This window comes from Rugosimonospora africana (assembly GCF_016862975.1).
Lineage (GTDB): Bacteria > Actinomycetota > Actinomycetes > Mycobacteriales > Micromonosporaceae > Rugosimonospora > Rugosimonospora africana.
Genome location: NZ_BONZ01000083.1, coordinates 17,149 through 34,326 on the forward strand (window position 1 = coordinate 17,149; position 17,178 = coordinate 34,326).

The 17,178-nt window shown below is 73.7% G+C and carries 6 protein-coding genes; all 6 read left to right on the top strand.

Translation table 11 applies throughout. The annotated features are described in order from the left end of the window. Window positions 1-126: 126 nt before the first annotated feature. The 6 genes from Raf01_RS38635 to Raf01_RS38660 are packed head-to-tail and all read left to right on the top strand — an operon-like array spanning window position 127 to window position 17,113. Window positions 127-3,264, top strand: coding sequence for a non-ribosomal peptide synthetase (locus Raf01_RS38635; RefSeq protein WP_203923067.1), 3,138 nt, complete (start codon window positions 127-129; stop codon window positions 3,262-3,264). Beyond that, a complete protein-coding gene (locus tag Raf01_RS38640) occupies window positions 3,251-4,021 on the top strand; it encodes a thioesterase II family protein (protein ID WP_203923068.1) in 771 nt (256 codons plus the stop codon). The genes Raf01_RS38635 and Raf01_RS38640 overlap by 14 nt, the downstream gene beginning before the upstream one ends. Continuing rightward, window positions 4,018-4,365 carry an acyl carrier protein gene (locus tag Raf01_RS38645; protein ID WP_203923069.1) on the top strand — a complete coding sequence of 116 codons (348 nt, stop codon included), beginning with the start codon at window positions 4,018-4,020 and terminating at the stop codon, window positions 4,363-4,365. The genes Raf01_RS38640 and Raf01_RS38645 overlap by 4 nt, the downstream gene beginning before the upstream one ends. After that, window positions 4,362-9,380 (top strand): SDR family NAD(P)-dependent oxidoreductase, encoded by a 5,019-nt coding sequence (locus tag Raf01_RS38650; protein WP_203923070.1) that lies wholly within the window; start codon window positions 4,362-4,364, stop codon window positions 9,378-9,380. The genes Raf01_RS38645 and Raf01_RS38650 overlap by 4 nt, the downstream gene beginning before the upstream one ends. Further along, window positions 9,370-11,697 carry a lantibiotic dehydratase gene (locus Raf01_RS38655; RefSeq protein WP_203923071.1) on the top strand — a complete coding sequence of 776 codons (2,328 nt, stop codon included), beginning with the start codon at window positions 9,370-9,372 and terminating at the stop codon, window positions 11,695-11,697. The genes Raf01_RS38650 and Raf01_RS38655 overlap by 11 nt, the downstream gene beginning before the upstream one ends. Next, entirely contained in the window at window positions 11,681-17,113 is a 5,433-nt protein-coding gene (locus Raf01_RS38660; protein WP_203923072.1) for a type I polyketide synthase, read from the top strand. Before Raf01_RS38655 ends, Raf01_RS38660 begins: the two co-directional genes overlap by 17 nt. Window positions 17,114-17,178 lie beyond the last annotated feature (65 nt).

Genomic DNA, 17,178 nt, shown 5'->3' on the forward strand with positions numbered 1-17,178 from the left:
CCCCAGCCTGCCGCGCGGCGTGGAGGCGGGCGAGTCCCTAAAAAAGGGGCGGCGGGGCGGCACGTGGGGTGTGTGACGATGGATCACACGAGCTGATTCTGGTCGGGCGTCGCGGGGGTGTGGCTGATGGCGGATGCCCGCTGGAGTCTTCTCGCCGCGGAGGCTCCGGTCCGCCCGCTCGGCCGCCGCGAGTACGCGTTCTGGATCCTGTCGCAGCTGGCTCCGGACTCGGCGGTGTCCAACCTGACGATCGCGTTCCGGACCGGCCGGGCTCTGCGCTGGTGGCCGCTGCATGCCGCCGCCAACCACCTGCTGTACCGGCATCCCGGCCTGCGTACCCGGTTCCCGCAGGAGGCCGGGGTCCCGGTGCGGCACGTCAGTGCGGCGACCGACACGCAGGTGCAGGTCGACGTCCTGCCGGTCGCCGAGGCCGACCTTCCCGCCCGGGTGGAGGAGCTCGCGCGGCGCCCCTTCGACCTCGCCTCCGATCTGCCGGTGCGGGTGACGGCGTTGACCATCGACACCGGTGGCAGCGCCGTCGTGCTGACGACCCACCACATCGTCAGCGACGCGGTGTCGTTGATGATCCTGGTCAGAGAGTTGGCCGCGGCGTACGACGGGTTCGCTGCCGACGGGCGGGTGCCGGCGGAACTGTCCGCGGCGCTGCCGCTGCGGGAGGAGCCGGCCGCGCCGGCCGGCGACCTCCAGTTCTGGGTGGAGCATCTGTGCGGCGCCACGCCTCGGGCGATGGAGCTGCCCTGGGCGAGGCCGGGTCCGGCCCGCCCGACCTTCGCCGGCTCCACCGTGATGACCACGATGTCGCCGGATGCGGTCGCGGCGCTGCGGACGCTGCGCCGCGACCTGCGGGTCACCGAGAACCTGGTGCTCCTCAGCGCTTTCTACCTGCTGCTGCTCCGCCACGGCGCGGGTCCGGACATGGTGGTCGGGGTACCGGTGACGGTGCGGCGTGACCCGGGCGACGCCACGGTGGGCTTCGGTGTCAGCACGCTTCCGCTGCGCGTGCGACTCGACCGGGATTCGGGCTTCCGCCAGTTGACCCGCCAGGTACGCGACGCGTTCCTGGCCGGGATCGCGCACTCGGGCGCCTCCGTGGAAGCCATCCTCGTGGAACTCGGGCACCGGTCGGCCGATTGGCGGGCCCCCCTGTTTCGGCACCTGTACAACTACCGGCCGTGGGACGAGTCCGATGTGCGGGTCGGCGGCGAGCGGCCCACGTTCCTCGACATCCCGCGCGGCGACAGCCGGCTGGACATCGAACTCACCGTGATCGGCGGGTCGAGCGCGCCCGCCCTGCTAGCCAACTACAGCACGGAGATCCACGACGAGGCGGACGTGCGCGCGATGCTGGCGCGGTTGGAGCGGCTGGTGATCGCGGCGGCCGGCGACGTCGATCGGCCGGTCGGCACGCTGGACGCGCGCTGCGCGGCCGAGCGGGCCGTCCTCGAGCGTGCCAACGACACGGCGGTACCCGACGGCCCGGCGGGCACCGTGTTCGACCACGTTCACCGCGTGGCCCGCGAGGACCCGGACGCGGTCGCGGTCGTCGCCGAGTCGGGCCAGCGCAGCTACGCCGAGCTGGTGTCGGCGGCCGAGGGGTTCACCCAGCGGCTGCGTGCCGCCGGGGTGCGCCCCGGCGACATCGTCGGACTGGCGCTCGGGCGGACGCCCGGGATGGTCGCCGCGATCCTCGGCATCTGGGGTGCCGGGGCGAGCTACCTGCCACTGGATCCCGCCCAACCCGCCGTCCGACTGGCCTTCCAGGTCGATGACGCCGACGCCCGGGTCATCGTGGTACCCGGAGCCGATCCCGCCTGGGCGGCGGGGCGGACGGTCCTGACCTGGGCGGACTTCGCGAGCCCGACCGGCGCCGCGTCACCGGTCGCCGAACCGCCGTCGGGTGACGCCCCGGCGTACGTCATCTACACCTCCGGATCGACCGGCCGGCCGAAGGGTGTCGCGGTCAGCCACACCAACCTCGCCAACGTCGTGACCGGGTTCGCGCGGCGGCTGGCCACGACGGCTCGCAGCGCGGTGCTGTGGTCGACCACCGTCACCTTCGACATCTCCGCACTCGAACTGTTCCTGCCGCTGGCGTCGGGCGGCCGGGTGGTCATCGCGGACCCGACCGGCCCGGCCCGGGGTCGGGAACTGGCCGAGCTGATCGACAAGCACGACGTCGCGGTCGTGCAGGGTACCCCGACACTCTGGCGCGCCGTGCTGCCGGAGCTGGGCGGGGCGCTGCGCGGTCGCATCGTGCTGTGCGGGGGCGAGCCGCTGGCCGCCGACCTCGCCGCGGCGTTGCTGCGTACCGGCTGCCGGTTGTTCAACGCGTACGGCCCGACGGAGACCACGATCTGGTCCACGGTCGCCGAGGTGACCGGCGAACCCGTCGATCCGGTACCGGTGGGAACGCCGGTGGCCAACACGTCCGTCTTCGTGGCGGACGCGTACGGCGAGGAGCTGCCGTGCGGCGTGCCAGGGGAGCTGTGCATCGCCGGCACCGGGGTCAGTCTCGGGTACCTGCGACGGCCCGGCCTGACCGCAGAGCGGTTCGGTACCGACCCGGTGCGCGGACGGTTCTACCGCACCGGTGACGTGGCCCGGTGGCGTCACGACGGCGTACTGGAGGTGCTCGGGCGCACCGACCGGCAGGTCAAGCTGCGGGGCCACCGTATCGAACTCGGTGAGGTCGAATCCGTGCTGCGCGAGCACGAGCAGGTGACCGACGCGGCCGCCCTGGTCAGCGGCGACGGGCATGGTGAGCCGGCGCTGCGGGTTTTCGTCCGCGCGGCGCCCGGAGCCCCGGTGTCGGACCTGCCGGACCGGCTCTGGCAGTACCTGCGGCAGCGGTTGCCGGACTACGGCCTGCCGTCCGGCATCGACATCGTCGCCGAGTTCCCCACCACCGCCAACGGCAAGCTCGACTACCACGCCCTCGGCGCGATGGTCCCGGCGGGCCGGGGCGCCGCGCGACCGGCCCCCGCCGCCGAGCCGGCCGGCGACCTCGACCTCACCCGGCGGCTGGTGCGGCTGTGGCGGGAGGCGCTCGCCCGCCCGGACCTGGACGCGGACGACAACTTCTTCCTCCAGGGCGGCCACTCCCTGCTGGCCGAGCGGCTGGTCGGCCGGGTATCGCAGCTGTCTGGGCGGGTGGTGAGCGTACGCGCCATCTTCGACCACCCGACCGCGCGGGGACTGGCCACGTTCCTGGCCGCCCGTGGAGGCGACGATGCGCGGCGGTGAGCAGGGGGAGTGGTTCGTCCCCGTCGACCGGCGGGCGACGGCGCGGGTACGCCTGTTCGTCTTCCCCCACGCCGGGGCGGGGCCGGCCGCTGCGGCCGCCCTGCGGGACCTGCTGCCACCGGAAATCGAACCGTGGGTGGTCAACCTGCCCGGGCGCCACACACGCCAGGCGGAGCCGGCCCGTACCGACATCGGTCCGCTGTCCGTCGAACTGGCCGAGGCGATCCGGGACCACGACGACCTGCCTCACGCGCTGTTCGGCTACTGCGGCGGCGCGTTGCTGGCCTACCTCGTCGCCGGCCATCACACGCCGCAGCGGCTGTTCGTCGGCTCGTTCGCCGCGCCCGACGTGGCCCTGATCCCGCGGCGGATGCACCTGGTGCCCGACCCGGCGTTCTGGAACCTGGTGCTGGAGGAGGGCGGCATACCGCCACAACTGGCCCGGCACGACGAGCTGCGCGCGGTGTTCGAACCGCCACTGCGGGCGGATTTCACGCTCTACGCCGGCTACCGGCACCGGCCCGCGCAGCCGCTGGCCACCGCGATCACCGTGCTGTACGGGCGGGACGACCAGCACCTCAGCAGGGGCTCGGTACTGGGCTGGCGCCGGCACAGCCGGCAGCCGCTCGACCTGTGTGAACTGACCACCGGTCACTGGCTGCTCGACCAGGCGGCGGATCAGGTCGCCGGCGCCATCGCCGGCCGGCTGACCCCGGGGCCGCCGGTACCCCCGTTACGCCGGACGCCTCCGCCGTGACCGCCGATGTGCCGCCACCACGCGTTCTGGACCGGTTCGCCGACGCGGTCGCCGAGATTCTCGGGCGGCCGCTGCGGCCGGACGAGAACTTCTTCGAGGCCGGGCTGGACTCGCTGGCGTTGGTGACCGTGTACCAGCAGGTGACCGGGGGCCTGGACGATGCCTTCCCGGTCACCGAACTGTTCGCCCACCCGAACCTCGTCGCCCTCCGGCAGCTGCTGGGCGATGGCGGGCGGCCGGCGTGGACTTCGGGTTCGACCCGAACCACCGGCAACCGCGTTCAGTGGATCGGCCAGCAGCGCCGGCACCTGCGGCGTGGCCGCGGCGGAGGTGAGGGATCGTGACCGACCTGTTCGAGCCGATCGCGGTCGTCGGTATCGCGGCGCGGATGCCGGGCGCCCGCAACGCCGACCAGTTCTGGGCCAACCTGCGCGACACGCGCGACTGCATCACCACGCTGGCCGACGACGACCTCGTCGCGGCCGGCGTGCCGGTGGCCCGGCTGGCCGACCCGGCGTACGTCAAGGCGGCCGGCCTGATGCCGGGAGTCGACGAGTTCGACGCCGGGTACTTCCGGATGAGCCCGCGGGAAGCCGAAATCTGCGATCCGCAGCTGCGCATCATGCTGGAGATGACCTACGAGGTCGTGCAGGACGCGGGGTACTCTCCCGAGACGCTCGGCCGGGACGTCGCCGTTTTCGCCGCGTCGGGCCCGACCAGGTACCTCGACGTCAACCTGCTGGCCAACCCGAAGTACGCGGGCGCGCTCGACATGGGCATGTCGGTGCTCAACACCGTCGACTATCTCGCGACGCTGGTGTCGTACAAGTTCGACTTCCGCGGGCCCAGCATGTCGGTGCTTACCGCGTGCTCCAGTTCCCTGTCCGCGGTCCACCTGGCCTGCCAGTCGCTGCAACTGGGCGAGTGTGACGCCGCCGTCGCCGGGGGCTGCAACGTGCAGATCCCGTACGGCGTGGGCTACCGGTGGAGCCCGGGCGACGTCCGGTCCGCCGACGGCCGGTGCCGGCCGTTCGACGCCACCGCCTCGGGCACGATCTTCACCAGCGGCGCGGCGGCCGTGCTGCTCAAGCGGCTCAGCGACGCGATCGTCGAGGGCGACCAGATTCGGGCGGTCATCCGCGGCATCGGCATCAACAACGACGGATCGGACAAGGTCAGTTTCAGCGCCCCCAGCGTGTCGGGCCAGACCAACGCGATCGTCGACGCGATGGACCTCGCCGGGGTGGAGCCGGAGGGCATCCAGTTCGTGGAGATGCACGCGACCGGGACACCGCTGGGTGATCCGATCGAAGTCGCCGCGCTGGCCGCCGCGTACCGGCGGCTGGCCGGGCCAGCTCCCGCGCCCGAATCGATCCTGGTCGGCTCGGTCAAGTCCAACATCGGCCACACCGTGGCCGCCGCCGGAATGGCCGGCCTACTCAAGCTGGTGCTGGCGCTGGAGCACGAACAGATCCCCGCGACGGCCAACCTGGGCTCGCTCAACCCACGCCTGGAACTCGATCGCACCCCCTTCGCCGTGAACGACACGGCGTGCCTGTGGCCCCGCCAGCGCGGCCGGCCACGGAGAGCCGGCCTGAGCTCACTGGGCGTCGGCGGTACCAACGTGCACCTGGTACTGGAAGAGGCACCGCCCGCACCACACACGCCGCACCTGGACCGGCCGCGCGTCGTCGTGTGGTCCGGCCGCGACCGGGACGCCGAGCGCGCCGCCCGCGCCCGGCTGGCCGGCTACTTCGGGGCCTGCGACGAGGACACGTTCGCGGACGCGGTGGCGACCCTTCAACGGGGACGTACGCCGCTTCCGGTGCGCGGGGCGCTGGTCTGCCGCTCGCCGCGGCAGGCGGCCGCCCTGCTGGCCGGCGAACCGGTCGGCGACCCGGTGGACGTGGATCCCGAGGCGCCGCCGTCTGTCGCGTTCGCGCTGCCCGGCGAGGCCGGACGGCACGCCGGTGCGGCGGCGGCCCTGTACCCGACTCAGCGGGTGTTCACCGGGACCGTCGACGTCTGTCTTGACGCCTTCGCCGCGCACGGACTCGATCTCGGCGCGGTCTGGCCGCGTGCGGGGCACACCGACCCGGGCGGGACCGGGGCACTGGCCGCCCCGCTGTCGTTCACGATCGAGTACGCCCTCGCCGTGCAGTGGATCAGTTGGGGCATCCAGCCCATCGCGCTGGCCGGACGCGGCGTCGGCGCGCTGGCCGCGGCGGTGGTGGCCGGCACCATGGCGCTACCCGACGCGGTGGCCGCCGTGGTCGCCGGCGACGCGGGGACCGGGGACGGTCGCCCGGCCGCGGACCCCGCGGCAGACCTGAGCCGGGAGGTGGCCGTCGCCGTCGCCAACGCCACCGTCGTGCTGGACCTCGGCCCCCCTGCCGCCGGCGCCGGATGGGCACACGCGCTGGCCGCCCACGTCGGGCGCGGCGCGGCCGTGGTGTGCTGCCTAGGCACCGCGGAGGGCGACGACGCCGGCAGCGCGATGCTGAGCGGCCTGGCCACGCTGTGGACGATGGGCTGCCCGGTCGCCTGGGAGCAGGTGTACCAGGATGAGCCGCTGCAGCGGGTACCGGTTCCCGGTCATCCGCTGCGCCGGCAGCGGTACTGGGTGGCCCCGATGCCCGGTGACATCACCGTTCCCGCCGCCGGCTCGTCGCCTCATGCGGCCACGCCTCCGCCACGGGGAACCAGCGGTGGACCCTTCGTCCTGCCCGCGTGGGTCGAGACCACGGCGGTCCCGGGCCCGTCCGTCCCCCCGGGCCACTCCGTGCCCTGCCTGGCCCTGTTGCCGCCCGGCCGGTCCGAGGCGGCCGGGCTGGTCGCGGTCTTCGATCGGGCCGGTCACCATGTCATCGGCGTGCGTGCCGGCGCGGACTTCGAGGCCCGCGACGGCGGGTTCGTCGTACGGGCCAGCCGGCTCGCCGAGGACCTCGACCGGGTACTGGCCGACCTCGAGCGCCAGCGCCTCGCGCCGCGGCTGCTGGTACACGCGTGGGCCGTGGGCGACGGCGGCGGTACCGGGGCGGACGGCGCGGACCCGCTCGGCGAGACCTTCTTCGCGCTGTTCGACCTCGTCCAGCGGGCCGGACGCCGCGCCGCCGCCGGTCCGCCACCGGCGGTCCTGGTCGTCACCAGCGCATCCGTCGACGTCTCCGGTGCGGAGCCGGTGCGCCCGGAGCGGGCGGCCCTGCTCGGGCAGGTCCGCTCCCTGGCGCTGGAGTCGCCGGGGCACCGTGTGCGGCTGATCGACCTCGGCGGTGGCCGGCCCGGCGACGCGCTGCTGGACGAGTTGCTGTCGGAGTCGGACGACGTGGTGGTCGCCCTGCGCGGCAACCGGCGGTGGACGCCGGCACACCAGACGCCGGCCGCCCTCCCGTCGCGGAGCAGCCCGCTGCGCCGCGACGGGGTGTACGTGATCACCGGCGGCTTGGGCGGTCTGGCCCTCGCGGTCGCCCGGGGCCTCGCGGGGACCGGACTGGCACCCAGGCTGGCCCTGCTCACCCGCGGCGACCGGGGTGGCGGCGACCGGGCGGCGCGAGCGCGGGCGGAGCTGGACGAGCTGGAGCGTGCCGGTGCTCGGGTCCGTGTGCTCACCTGCGACGTCGCCGACCGCGAGCGGCTCGAGGAGGCCCTCGACGAGGTCACCGAGGCCTTCGGTCCGGTCAACGGAGTGTTCCACCTGGCAGGCGTGGCCGGGGGCGGCATGATGCGGGTCCGCGACCGCGCCGCGGCCGAGGAGGTCCTGCGGCCGAAGGTGTCCGGCACCCTCGCTCTCGCCGCCGCGCTCGCCCACCGGCCGCCCGTCGACCTTGTCGTGTGCTTCTCCAGCCGGGCCGCGCTGACCGGCATGTTCGGCGGTGCGGACTACGCCGCGGCCAACGCCTTCCTCGACGCGTTCGCGGCCGGTCGACCGGGTTGGCTCAGCGTCGACTGGCCCGCCTGGTCACAGGTGGGCATGGCCGCCGACGGCCGGCTCGACGAACTGACCGGCCGGCTCGCGGCTCTCGCCGCCACCACTGCGGGCGAGTCCGCCTCTCCGGCCGGCGAGCTGCATGACGAGCGCGTCGTTTCCGCCTCGACCACCTGGGCCATGGACGAGCACCGCATGGACGGCGTCGCCGTCCTGCCCGGCGCGGCACTCGTGGACCTGGTCATCGACGCCTACCTGCGTACGGCCCCCCGGGCCCGGGCTCCGCTGACCCTGCGTGAGGTCACCTTCCTGCGTCCGGTGGTCGGCGACGAACCCCGCGTGGTCCGGGTGTCCTTCGCCCCCCGGTCCGATCAGGGCTGGCAGGTGCGGGTGCTGTCCCGGCCGCAGGACGGCGGCATCCGGTGGCAGGAGCACGCGCACTGCGCGATCCACCCCGCGGAGCCGGACGAACGGGTGCAGCCGATCGAGAAGCTGCGCGACGGCCTGGCCGAGACCCCACCGGGCCGGCCCGAACACGAATCGTTCGTGTTCGGCCCGCGATGGCACAACATCGTGCGGAGCTGGGAGTCGGCCGACACGAGGCTGGTGGAGATCAGCTTGCCGCCGCAGTTCCACGACGAGGCGCACACCCACCGCGCCCACCCGTCGATCCTGGACACCGGCACCGGCAACGCCGCCCGCGCCAGCGCGGATTGCGTGTTCATCCCCTTCCTGTACCAGGCCATGACCTGGTACAGGCCGCTGCCCGCACACCTGTACAGCCAGCTTCGGATCCGCCAACGCGGCGAGGAGTCGATCGTCGTCGACGTGCGCCTTCTCGACCCGGACGGGCGCACCGCGGCGGTCATCGACGGCTTCACGATGCGCCGGATCCGGCGCCGGGATCTGGCGTCCGCGACCGGGGAACCGGCGCCGGACGCCGCGGGTGCCGCGCCACCGGCGGTGCTGAGCCCCGACGAAGGCGTGCGGCTGCTGCTGCGACTGCTCGAATCCCGAACACCGGGACAGGTGGCGGTGCTGCCCGGCGGCGCCGGATCCGTATCGGCGACGCACCCCGGCACACCCGCCGGGCCGGGCCGACCGGACGACGACGCCGGACCGTCCGTGTCGGCGGAACCCGCTGTGCCGGCGGAACCCGCTGTGCCGGTGGGACCGGCTGTGCCGGCCGGCGACGCCCTTGACGGCGACCGGCTGCGCGACTTGTGGTGCGACATCCTCGGGCGCCGGGACATCGAGCCCGACGACGACTTCTTCGACCTTGACGGGGACTCCCTCGCGGCCGTCGCGCTGGCCGGACGCATCCGTGACGAACTCGGCGTGGAGGTAGGCATCGAGACTGTGTTCGACCACCCGACGCTCAGGGAGATGACCAGCTTCCTGACCTCGCTGACGGGGGCCGCGCATGGCGCGTGACGACGTGGTCCCGCTGGACCGGGGGTGGTCGCTGTGGCGGGTGGCGGTGCTGCGCGGTGCGGGCCTACCCTTCGAGATCCTCGACGACCTGGCGATGCCGGCACTGCTCGCCGAACCGGCCGGACCGGAGCGCAACGAGGCGATCAGGGCCGGCTGTGCACGCCAGTTCGACCTTCTGGTCCGCAACGATCTGCTGCGCGAGGCGGTGGCCTGGCAGAACCCCAACATCGCCGACACCTGGCTCGGTCACTACGCCGACCGGCTCGCCGGCGGCGGAGCGCCCCGGCTGGCCAACCGTGCCTACCGTGAGAGCGTTCTGGCCCGGTACGCGCAGCGGTACTGCGCGAAGAACGAATCCATCGGATTCTTCGGCCCGGTCGCCTGGGCCCGTCTCGTCGACGAGCAGGCCGGCCTGCACCAGTCCGGCGGCGGTGGCATCCGGCGCCGCACCGCCTACCTGGAGACCTGGGCGGTGGCGGCGCTGGCCGGCGTGTTCGAGCGGACGCCCGGGGTGTTCGACACGCTGACCGTCCGGCTCGACGCGGCGACCAGCGTCGCCGGTGACCAACTCCGGCAGCCGCGCAGGCCGGCGATCACCTGCGACGAGGTGACCCTGGGCATCCTCGCGCAGGTGGACGGGGTCCGCCACGTCGGCGCGGTCCTGGCCGAGGCCGCAGCCGTCACCGGCAAGGACGCCGATCAGCTGCGGGGGGAGCTGCTTCGCCTGCGCGAGCGCGGCGTCGTGCGGATCGGCTTCCGGGTGCCGCACCACCACCGGCCGGACCTGGTGCTGCGTGAGCAGATCGAGAGGCTGCCGAACCCTGCCGTGCGCGATGATCTGCTGGCCAGGCTCGACCGAGTGATCGCGGCCTGCGCCGCCGCGGCGGCGGCCGGAGGACCGACGGCGGTGGGCTCGGCGCTGCGGGACGTCTCGGCACGCTTCGCCGACGCCGGTTGCGCCGACGCGGACACGCCCCGGCACACGCTGTACGGCCGCACGCCGGTCTACCTGGACTGCCGGCGCGACACCGACGTGCGGGTCGGCCCCGATCTGGTCGGGCAACTCGCCGCTCCGCTCGGCCTGCTGCTCGACAGTGCCCGCTGGCTGACCGGCGAGGTCGCGGACGTGGTCGAGTCCGAACTGCGTCGGGCATACCGCTGGCTGCGGTCGCGGCGCGGTGAGGTGAGCCTCGCCGACCTCCAGTTCGCCGCCGGCGAGGTCCTGGCCACCGGCGGCCCGGGTGTTCAGGAGATCCGCACCGACTTCCAGCTGCGGTGGGCGGAGCTGATCCCGGCCACCGACGGGCGGCTGGTACAGCTGTCCGCGGCGCGGCTGCGGCCGATGGCTGACAAGCTGTTCCCGCGCCCGGCGTCGTTGCGCTGGGCGGCCAGCCGCCAGCACAGCCCGGACCTGCTGCTGTCCCGCTCGCCCGACGGACGCACCCGGTGGGTGCTCGGTGAACTGCACGTCGCGCTGAATACGGCCGAGAGCCGACTGTTCACCGCGCAGTGCGACGATCCACGGGAGCTCGTCGACGCGACCGGCCGGGACATGGGCCGCGGCCGGGTGGTGCCCGTGTACCCGCTGGACGCGGCCGGCGCCACCTCCCGGACGTACCCACCGCCGTCGCTGGATCCTCCGGGCCGGTACCGGTACTGGTCCTACGACGGTGACGACGGCCGGGCGGACGGCGTCCGCAGCGTGCCGAGCACCGCGGTGAGCATTCACGAGGTGGACGGCGTCCTGGTCGGCCGGGCCGACCGGGACGGCTGGGCGGCACCGGTGCTGGAGTTCTTCGGCGAGTTCCTCACCGCGATCACGGTCAACCTCTTCCAGCCACGTGCGTGCGCACCCCGGTTGCCGCGGGTACTGCTCGACGACCTGGTGATCTGCCGGGAGAGCTGGAGCGTGCCCGCCGACGAGGTGCCGGTACCCGCCGGCCCGGCCCGCGACCGGGGGTACCAGCGGGTGCGGGAGTGGGCAGCCGCGTCCGGCATGCCCCGGCACGTCTTCGTCAAGACGCCCGCGGAGCGCAAGCCGTGCTACGTCGACTTCGAGGCTCCGCTGCTGGTGGGCAATTTCGTCCGCGCGGTGCGCCGCGCGGCGCGGGCCGCACCCGGCGAGCAGGCCGCCATCGACATCACCGAGATGCTGCCGGCGCCCGATCAGCTCTGGCTGACCGACGCGTCCGGCCACCGCTACACCTCAGAGTTCCGCGTGGTCGCTGTTGACGAACTGGAGACCGGTACGGTGATCAGCCGCGTGGCCGGCGACGCCTCCGGAGAAAGTCAGGTCCCGCATGACCGATCTTGTTGAGCCCCTCGCCATCATCGGATTCGCCGGCAAGTTCCCCGGCGCCGGCGACACCGCCGCGCTTTGGCAGCTGCTGCGGGACGGACGTGAGGGACTGCGGACACTCACCGACGAGCAACTGCTCGCGGCCGGGGTGTCTGAGCACGCCCTGCGGGATCCGAACTACGTCCGGGTCAACGGCGATATCGACGGTCTCGACATGTTCGACGCCCCCTTCTTTCAGATGACTCCGCGGGAGGCGACGATCTGCGATCCGCAGTTGCGGATCTTCCTGGAGACGGCGCACGCGGCGGTGGAGAACGCGGGATACGACCCGACCTCCTGCAGCGACGTCGGCGTCTACGCCGCGACCGGGCACAGCCTGTACATGGATGACCAGATGCACGGGGCCGCGCGGGCGGCGGGCCAACGCGACCTGCTCGCGGGCGTATTCAACTACCCCGACTACGTGGCGACCCTGGCGTCGTACAAGCTCAACTTCACCGGCCCGAGCATGACCGTGCTGACCGCGTGCTCCAGCTCGCTGTTGACCCTGCACCTGGCCGCCCAGGCGCTCAACAGCGGCGAGTGCGAGATGGCGCTGATCGGCGGCACCGAGGTGGAGACGTGGAACCAGGGCTACTTCTGGACCAGCGGTGGGCCGCTGAGCCGCGACGGTCACTGTCGCCCCTTCGACGCCGGTGCCAGCGGGACGGTCTTCTCCACCGGGGTGGGCGTGGTGGCCCTGAAGCGGCTGGCCGACGCGGTCCGCGACGGTGACACCATCCGGGCCGTCGTGCGGGGTACCGCGGTCAACAACGACGGGGCGGACAAGATGGGGTTCAGCGCTCCGAGCGTCTCCGGCCAGACCGCAGTGGTGACCGAAGCGCTCGCCGTCGCGGGGGTGGACCCCGAGTCCATCGGGTACGTCGAGGCGCACGGAACCGGTACCGCAATGGGCGACCCGATCGAGTTCGCCGCGCTGACCGAGGCGTTCCGCCGTGCGGCCGGCGGGCGGGCGCTGCCCAGCGGCTACTGTGGGCTGGGATCGGTGAAGGGCAACATCGGCCACCTCGGGCATGCGGCGGGTGTGTCATCGCTGATCAAGGTGGCGCTGTGCTTCGACAACGACCTGCTGCCGCCCACCATCAACCTGGACCGACCCAACCCCGGGCTGACCCTGGACGACTCACCGTTCGTACTGCTCGCCGAGCCCAGGTCGTGGCCGCGCGTCGCCGGCCAGCCGCGCCGCGCGGGCGTCAATTCCCTGGGGTTCGGCGGCACTAACGTGCACGCCATCCTGGAGGAGCCGCCGGCACCGGTACCGGCGCCGCACGCTCAGCGGCCTCGTGTGGTCGTGTGGTCAGGCCGGTCCGCCGCCGCCGAGCAGGCGTACCGCGCCGTGTTGGCCGAGCACCTGACCCGATCCCCGGACGACTTCCCGGCGACCGTCGCCACCCTGCAGGAGGGGCGTACCCGGCACACGGTGCGGGCCGCGTTGGTGGCCGGGACCGCGGCCGAGGCGGCCAGGGCTCTGACCGGTGCCGAACCCGCCATCCGGTCGGACCGGTCGGCCGGCCCGCGCCCGGTCGCGTTCCTGTTCCCCGGCCAGGGATCGCAGCACGCCGGCATGGCCGCCGGGCTGTACGGCCGGGATCCGGTGTTCACCGCCGAACTCGACCGGGTACACAGCCTGGTCGAGGCTGCGGGAGTGCCCGCCCGGCGAGTCTGGCGGGACGGCACCGACGCGGACCTGTTGGACACTGCGGTGGCGCAGCCGCTGCTGTTCGCCGTGGAGTACGCGCTGGCGCAGATGTGGCGCTCATGGGGCATCACCGCGTCCGCGCTGCTCGGCCACAGCCTCGGAGAGTTGGTCGCGGCTGCGGTCGCCGAGATCATTCCGTTGCCGGACGCCGTGGCGATGGCCGTCGCCCGGGGCCGGGCGATGGCGGCGGCACCGCCGGGAGCGATGCTGGCGGTCAACGCGTCGCTCGCCGAGATCGGCGAGCTGCCGCCTGAGGTCACCGTGGCGGCGTGCAACGGTCCGAAGCAGACGGTGCTCGCCGGTCCGGAGCCGGCCATCACCGACCTGAGCGCGGCGCTGGCGGGTCGGCGCCTGGCCGGTGTCCGGCTGCGCACGGCCAACGCGTTCCACTCGCCGCTGATGGCCCCGGCCGTACGGGAGTTCGCGGCGGGGCTGGACGGGCTGGTGGCCAAGGAGCCGGCGGTGCCGGTGTTCTCGGCGGCGACCGCGGCGCCGCTCACCGCGCACGAGGCGGGCCAGCCGTCGTTCTGGGCCGACCAGATCCAGCGGCCGGTCATGTTCGCCGCGGCACTCGACGCCCTGGCCGCCGGCCGGGACTGGCTGCTGCTGGAGGTGGGCCCGGGGCAGGCCCTCACCTCGGTGCTGCGCCGGCACCCGGCAGTGGAGGCGGGCGGGCACGACGTCGTGGCGACCCTGCCGCGCCGGAGCGGTGGGCCGGAAGCCGACCTGCGCTGCGCCCTGACCGCCCTCGGCGCTCTGTGGGCGGAGGGGCATCGGGTCAATTGGGCGGCGCTGCGCCCCGACGGGCCGCTGCGCCGGGTACCCGTTCCCGGGTACCAGTACCAGCGACGCCGCTACTGGATCGAGGACGAGCCGTCGCGGGCCGCGACGGGGGGCGCCGGCAGCGGAGACACCGCCGCCGCGTCGTCGGTGGCGTCCGAGCCGGACGGCTCGGCGCCCCCGGCCGCCGATGCCGCCTGGTCGCCTACCGATGCATTCAGCGTCCTGGGATGGGTCGAGCAGCCGGCGCCGCCGGTACCGCCCACCGGGGCCGTCCCGACCGCCGTGCTGCTGCCACCGGACCCGCAGGAGGCGCTGCACCTGGTGCTCTGCTTGCAGCAGGCGGGCATGCACATCACGCCGGTGCGGTTGGGCGACCAGTTCCGCGACGGCGGGGCCGAGTTCACGGTGCGTGCGGGCGAGACCGAGGACATGCGCCGGGTGCTGCGTGCCATGGCCGAGCGTGGCCGCCCGGCGCAGCGTCTCGTGCATGCCTGGGGGGTGGGCCCCTTTCTGGAGACGGATAGCGCGGGCATCGGCGAGCAGCTCGAACTGACCGTCTACAGCCTGCTCGACCTGGTGCAGCAGGGGGCCAGGGCGCACACCGGCACGGTGCCGGAGGTACTGGTGCTGACCACCCGGTCGGTCGACGTGTCGGGCGGCGAGCCGCTCGACACGGCCAAGATGACGCTGCACGGGATCGTCCGTACGCTCGCTCTCGAACTGCCGGAGCGGTCCTGCCGGCTCGTGGACATCGGACCGGGAGTCAGCGAGGACGAACTCGTCGCCGAGCTGTGCCGGGTGGCGGCCGACCCCGTGGTCGCGCTGCGCCGCGACCGTCGCTGGGTCTCCGCGGAGCGGCCGTACCCGTCCGGCCCGCAGGGGTCGTCGCCGCTGCGTCGTGGCGGCGTGTACCTGATCACCGGTGGCCTGGGAGGCCTGGGGTTGGAACTGGCCAAAGGCATCGCCCGCGCGGGCCTGCGGCCACGCCTGGCCCTGCTCGGGCGCAGCGCGATCGACCAGGACGGTCCGGCGGACGGCGGCGACCCCGACGGCCGGATCCGGGCCGGCCTGGCCGAGCTGGCCGCGCTGGGCGCACAGGTGCATCTGTTCGCCGCCGACGTCGCCGACGCGAGGGCCGTGCGGCGGGTGGTCGACACGGTGACCGCCCGGGTGGGTCCGCTCAACGGTGTCTTCCATCTCGCCGGGGTGCCCGGCGACGGCATGCTCCTGCTGCGCGACCGCGACGCGGTGCAAACCGTGCTGCGGCCGAAGGTGGCGGGCACGCTCGTGCTGGCGGAGGTGCTCGCCGGCCGCCCGCAGCTGGACTTCTTCGTCGCGTTCTCCAGCCGGGCCGCGGTCGGGGGCCTGGTCGGCAGCGGCGACTACGCCGCGGCGAACGCCTTCCTCGACGGGTTCGCGGCGACCAGCACGCTCGCCGAGTGCCGGACCCTGAGTCTGGCGTGGCCGTCCTGGAGCACGGTCGGGATGGCCGCCGCCGGGCCGTCCGCGGCAGCCCGCCCGGCCGACGGCCCGCGCTGGCACACGGTGCTGACCTGCGACCATCCGTTCCTCGACGAGCACCGCATCGACGGTACGGCGGTACTGCCGGGCACCGGTCAGCTGGACCTGGTCATGACCGCGCTCGCCGCCGAGTGTCTCGGCGAGGCCGACACGGTGGTACGCCTGCGGGAGGTGGTCCTTCGCCAGCCATTGGTCGTGACCGGACCGCGCCGGGTGACCATCGCGTTCCAGCCGGCCGAGTCCGGTTGGACCTTCACGTTGAGTACCGAGCCGTCCGAGGGCGGCCCGGGCGTGGTGCACGCGACCGGCTCGGCGAGCGCGGAGCCGGGTACCGCGCCGACTGTCGATGTGGAGGCTATCCGGGGACGCCTGTCCGATCGCCGTGCGCCGGATCCGCTCAACGCGCCGGGCCGCCTGTTCACGTTCGGCCCGCGCTGGAACAACACGACCGAACTGAGCTTCCTGCCCGCGGGTGGGCCGGAGAAACTGGTGTCGGTGACCCTGCCGGATCAGTTCCGCGCGGACCTCGACGACCATCCGCTGCACCCGGCGCTGTTGGACACCGCGGTGTCCTCGGCACGGGACCCGGAGCGCGACGGCATCTTCCTTCCGTTCATGTATCAGTCCGTTGTGGTGTACGGGCGGCTGCCGGCCACGTTCGCCAGCCACATCGTCCGGAGGCCGGCGCCGGACGGCCTGATCCTGGCCGATATCACGCTGGTGGACGAGGACGGCCGGGTACTGGCAGCGTTCGAGGGCTTCACGATGCGCACGGCGCAGCGGGACTATCTGAAGCAGGCCGAGACGGTGGCCGGCAGCACGGCGCAGCGGGCGTCCACCCCGGAGGCGACGCGCGTGGCCGCCGGGGACACGGTCGGCGAGGACGCGGGGATCCCGCCCGAGGTGGGTGTGCGGCTGATGCTGGAGCTGCTGCGCACGCGGCCGCCCCGCCAGGTTGTCGTCCGGCCGTTCCGGCAGGGCCGGCCGGTACCGTTGCCCGCCGCCGCCGCCGCCGACCGGCCGGTGCCGTTGCCCGTCCCGCCTGCGGCCCCCACGATTCCCGCCGCGGTACCCGCCCCGGCGGTGCCGGCAACGCCGGACGGTTCACCGACGCCGGGGGGCACGTCCCCGGGCTCTGGCGGCGACGGTGTCGCCGAGCGGCTGCGCCGGCTGTGGATCTCGGCTCTCGGGGTAGAGGACGTCGCCACCACCGACGACTTCTTCGACCTCGGCGGGAACTCGCTGAGCGCGATCGACTTGATGACGCGGATCAGAGTCGAATTCGGTGTGGAGCTGAACATCGCGGCGCTGTTCGACTACCCGACATTCGACGGGGTGACCGAGATGCTGCGCGGCCAGTTGAGGACCTGATCGTCGGAGCCGGCGCCGGCGGCCGGACGCGGGGTCAGCGACGCCTCCGGGATCGGCCGTCGGCG

Coding starts and splice junctions, on each gene's coding strand:
- Raf01_RS38635 (WP_203923067.1), top strand. CDS start 127: ATGGCGGATGCCCGCTGGAGTCTTCTCGCCGCGGAGGCTCCGGTCCGC.
- Raf01_RS38640 (WP_203923068.1), top strand. CDS start 3,251: ATGCGCGGCGGTGAGCAGGGGGAGTGGTTCGTCCCCGTCGACCGGCGG.
- Raf01_RS38655 (WP_203923071.1), top strand. CDS start 9,370: ATGGCGCGTGACGACGTGGTCCCGCTGGACCGGGGGTGGTCGCTGTGG.
- Raf01_RS38660 (WP_203923072.1), top strand. CDS start 11,681: ATGACCGATCTTGTTGAGCCCCTCGCCATCATCGGATTCGCCGGCAAG.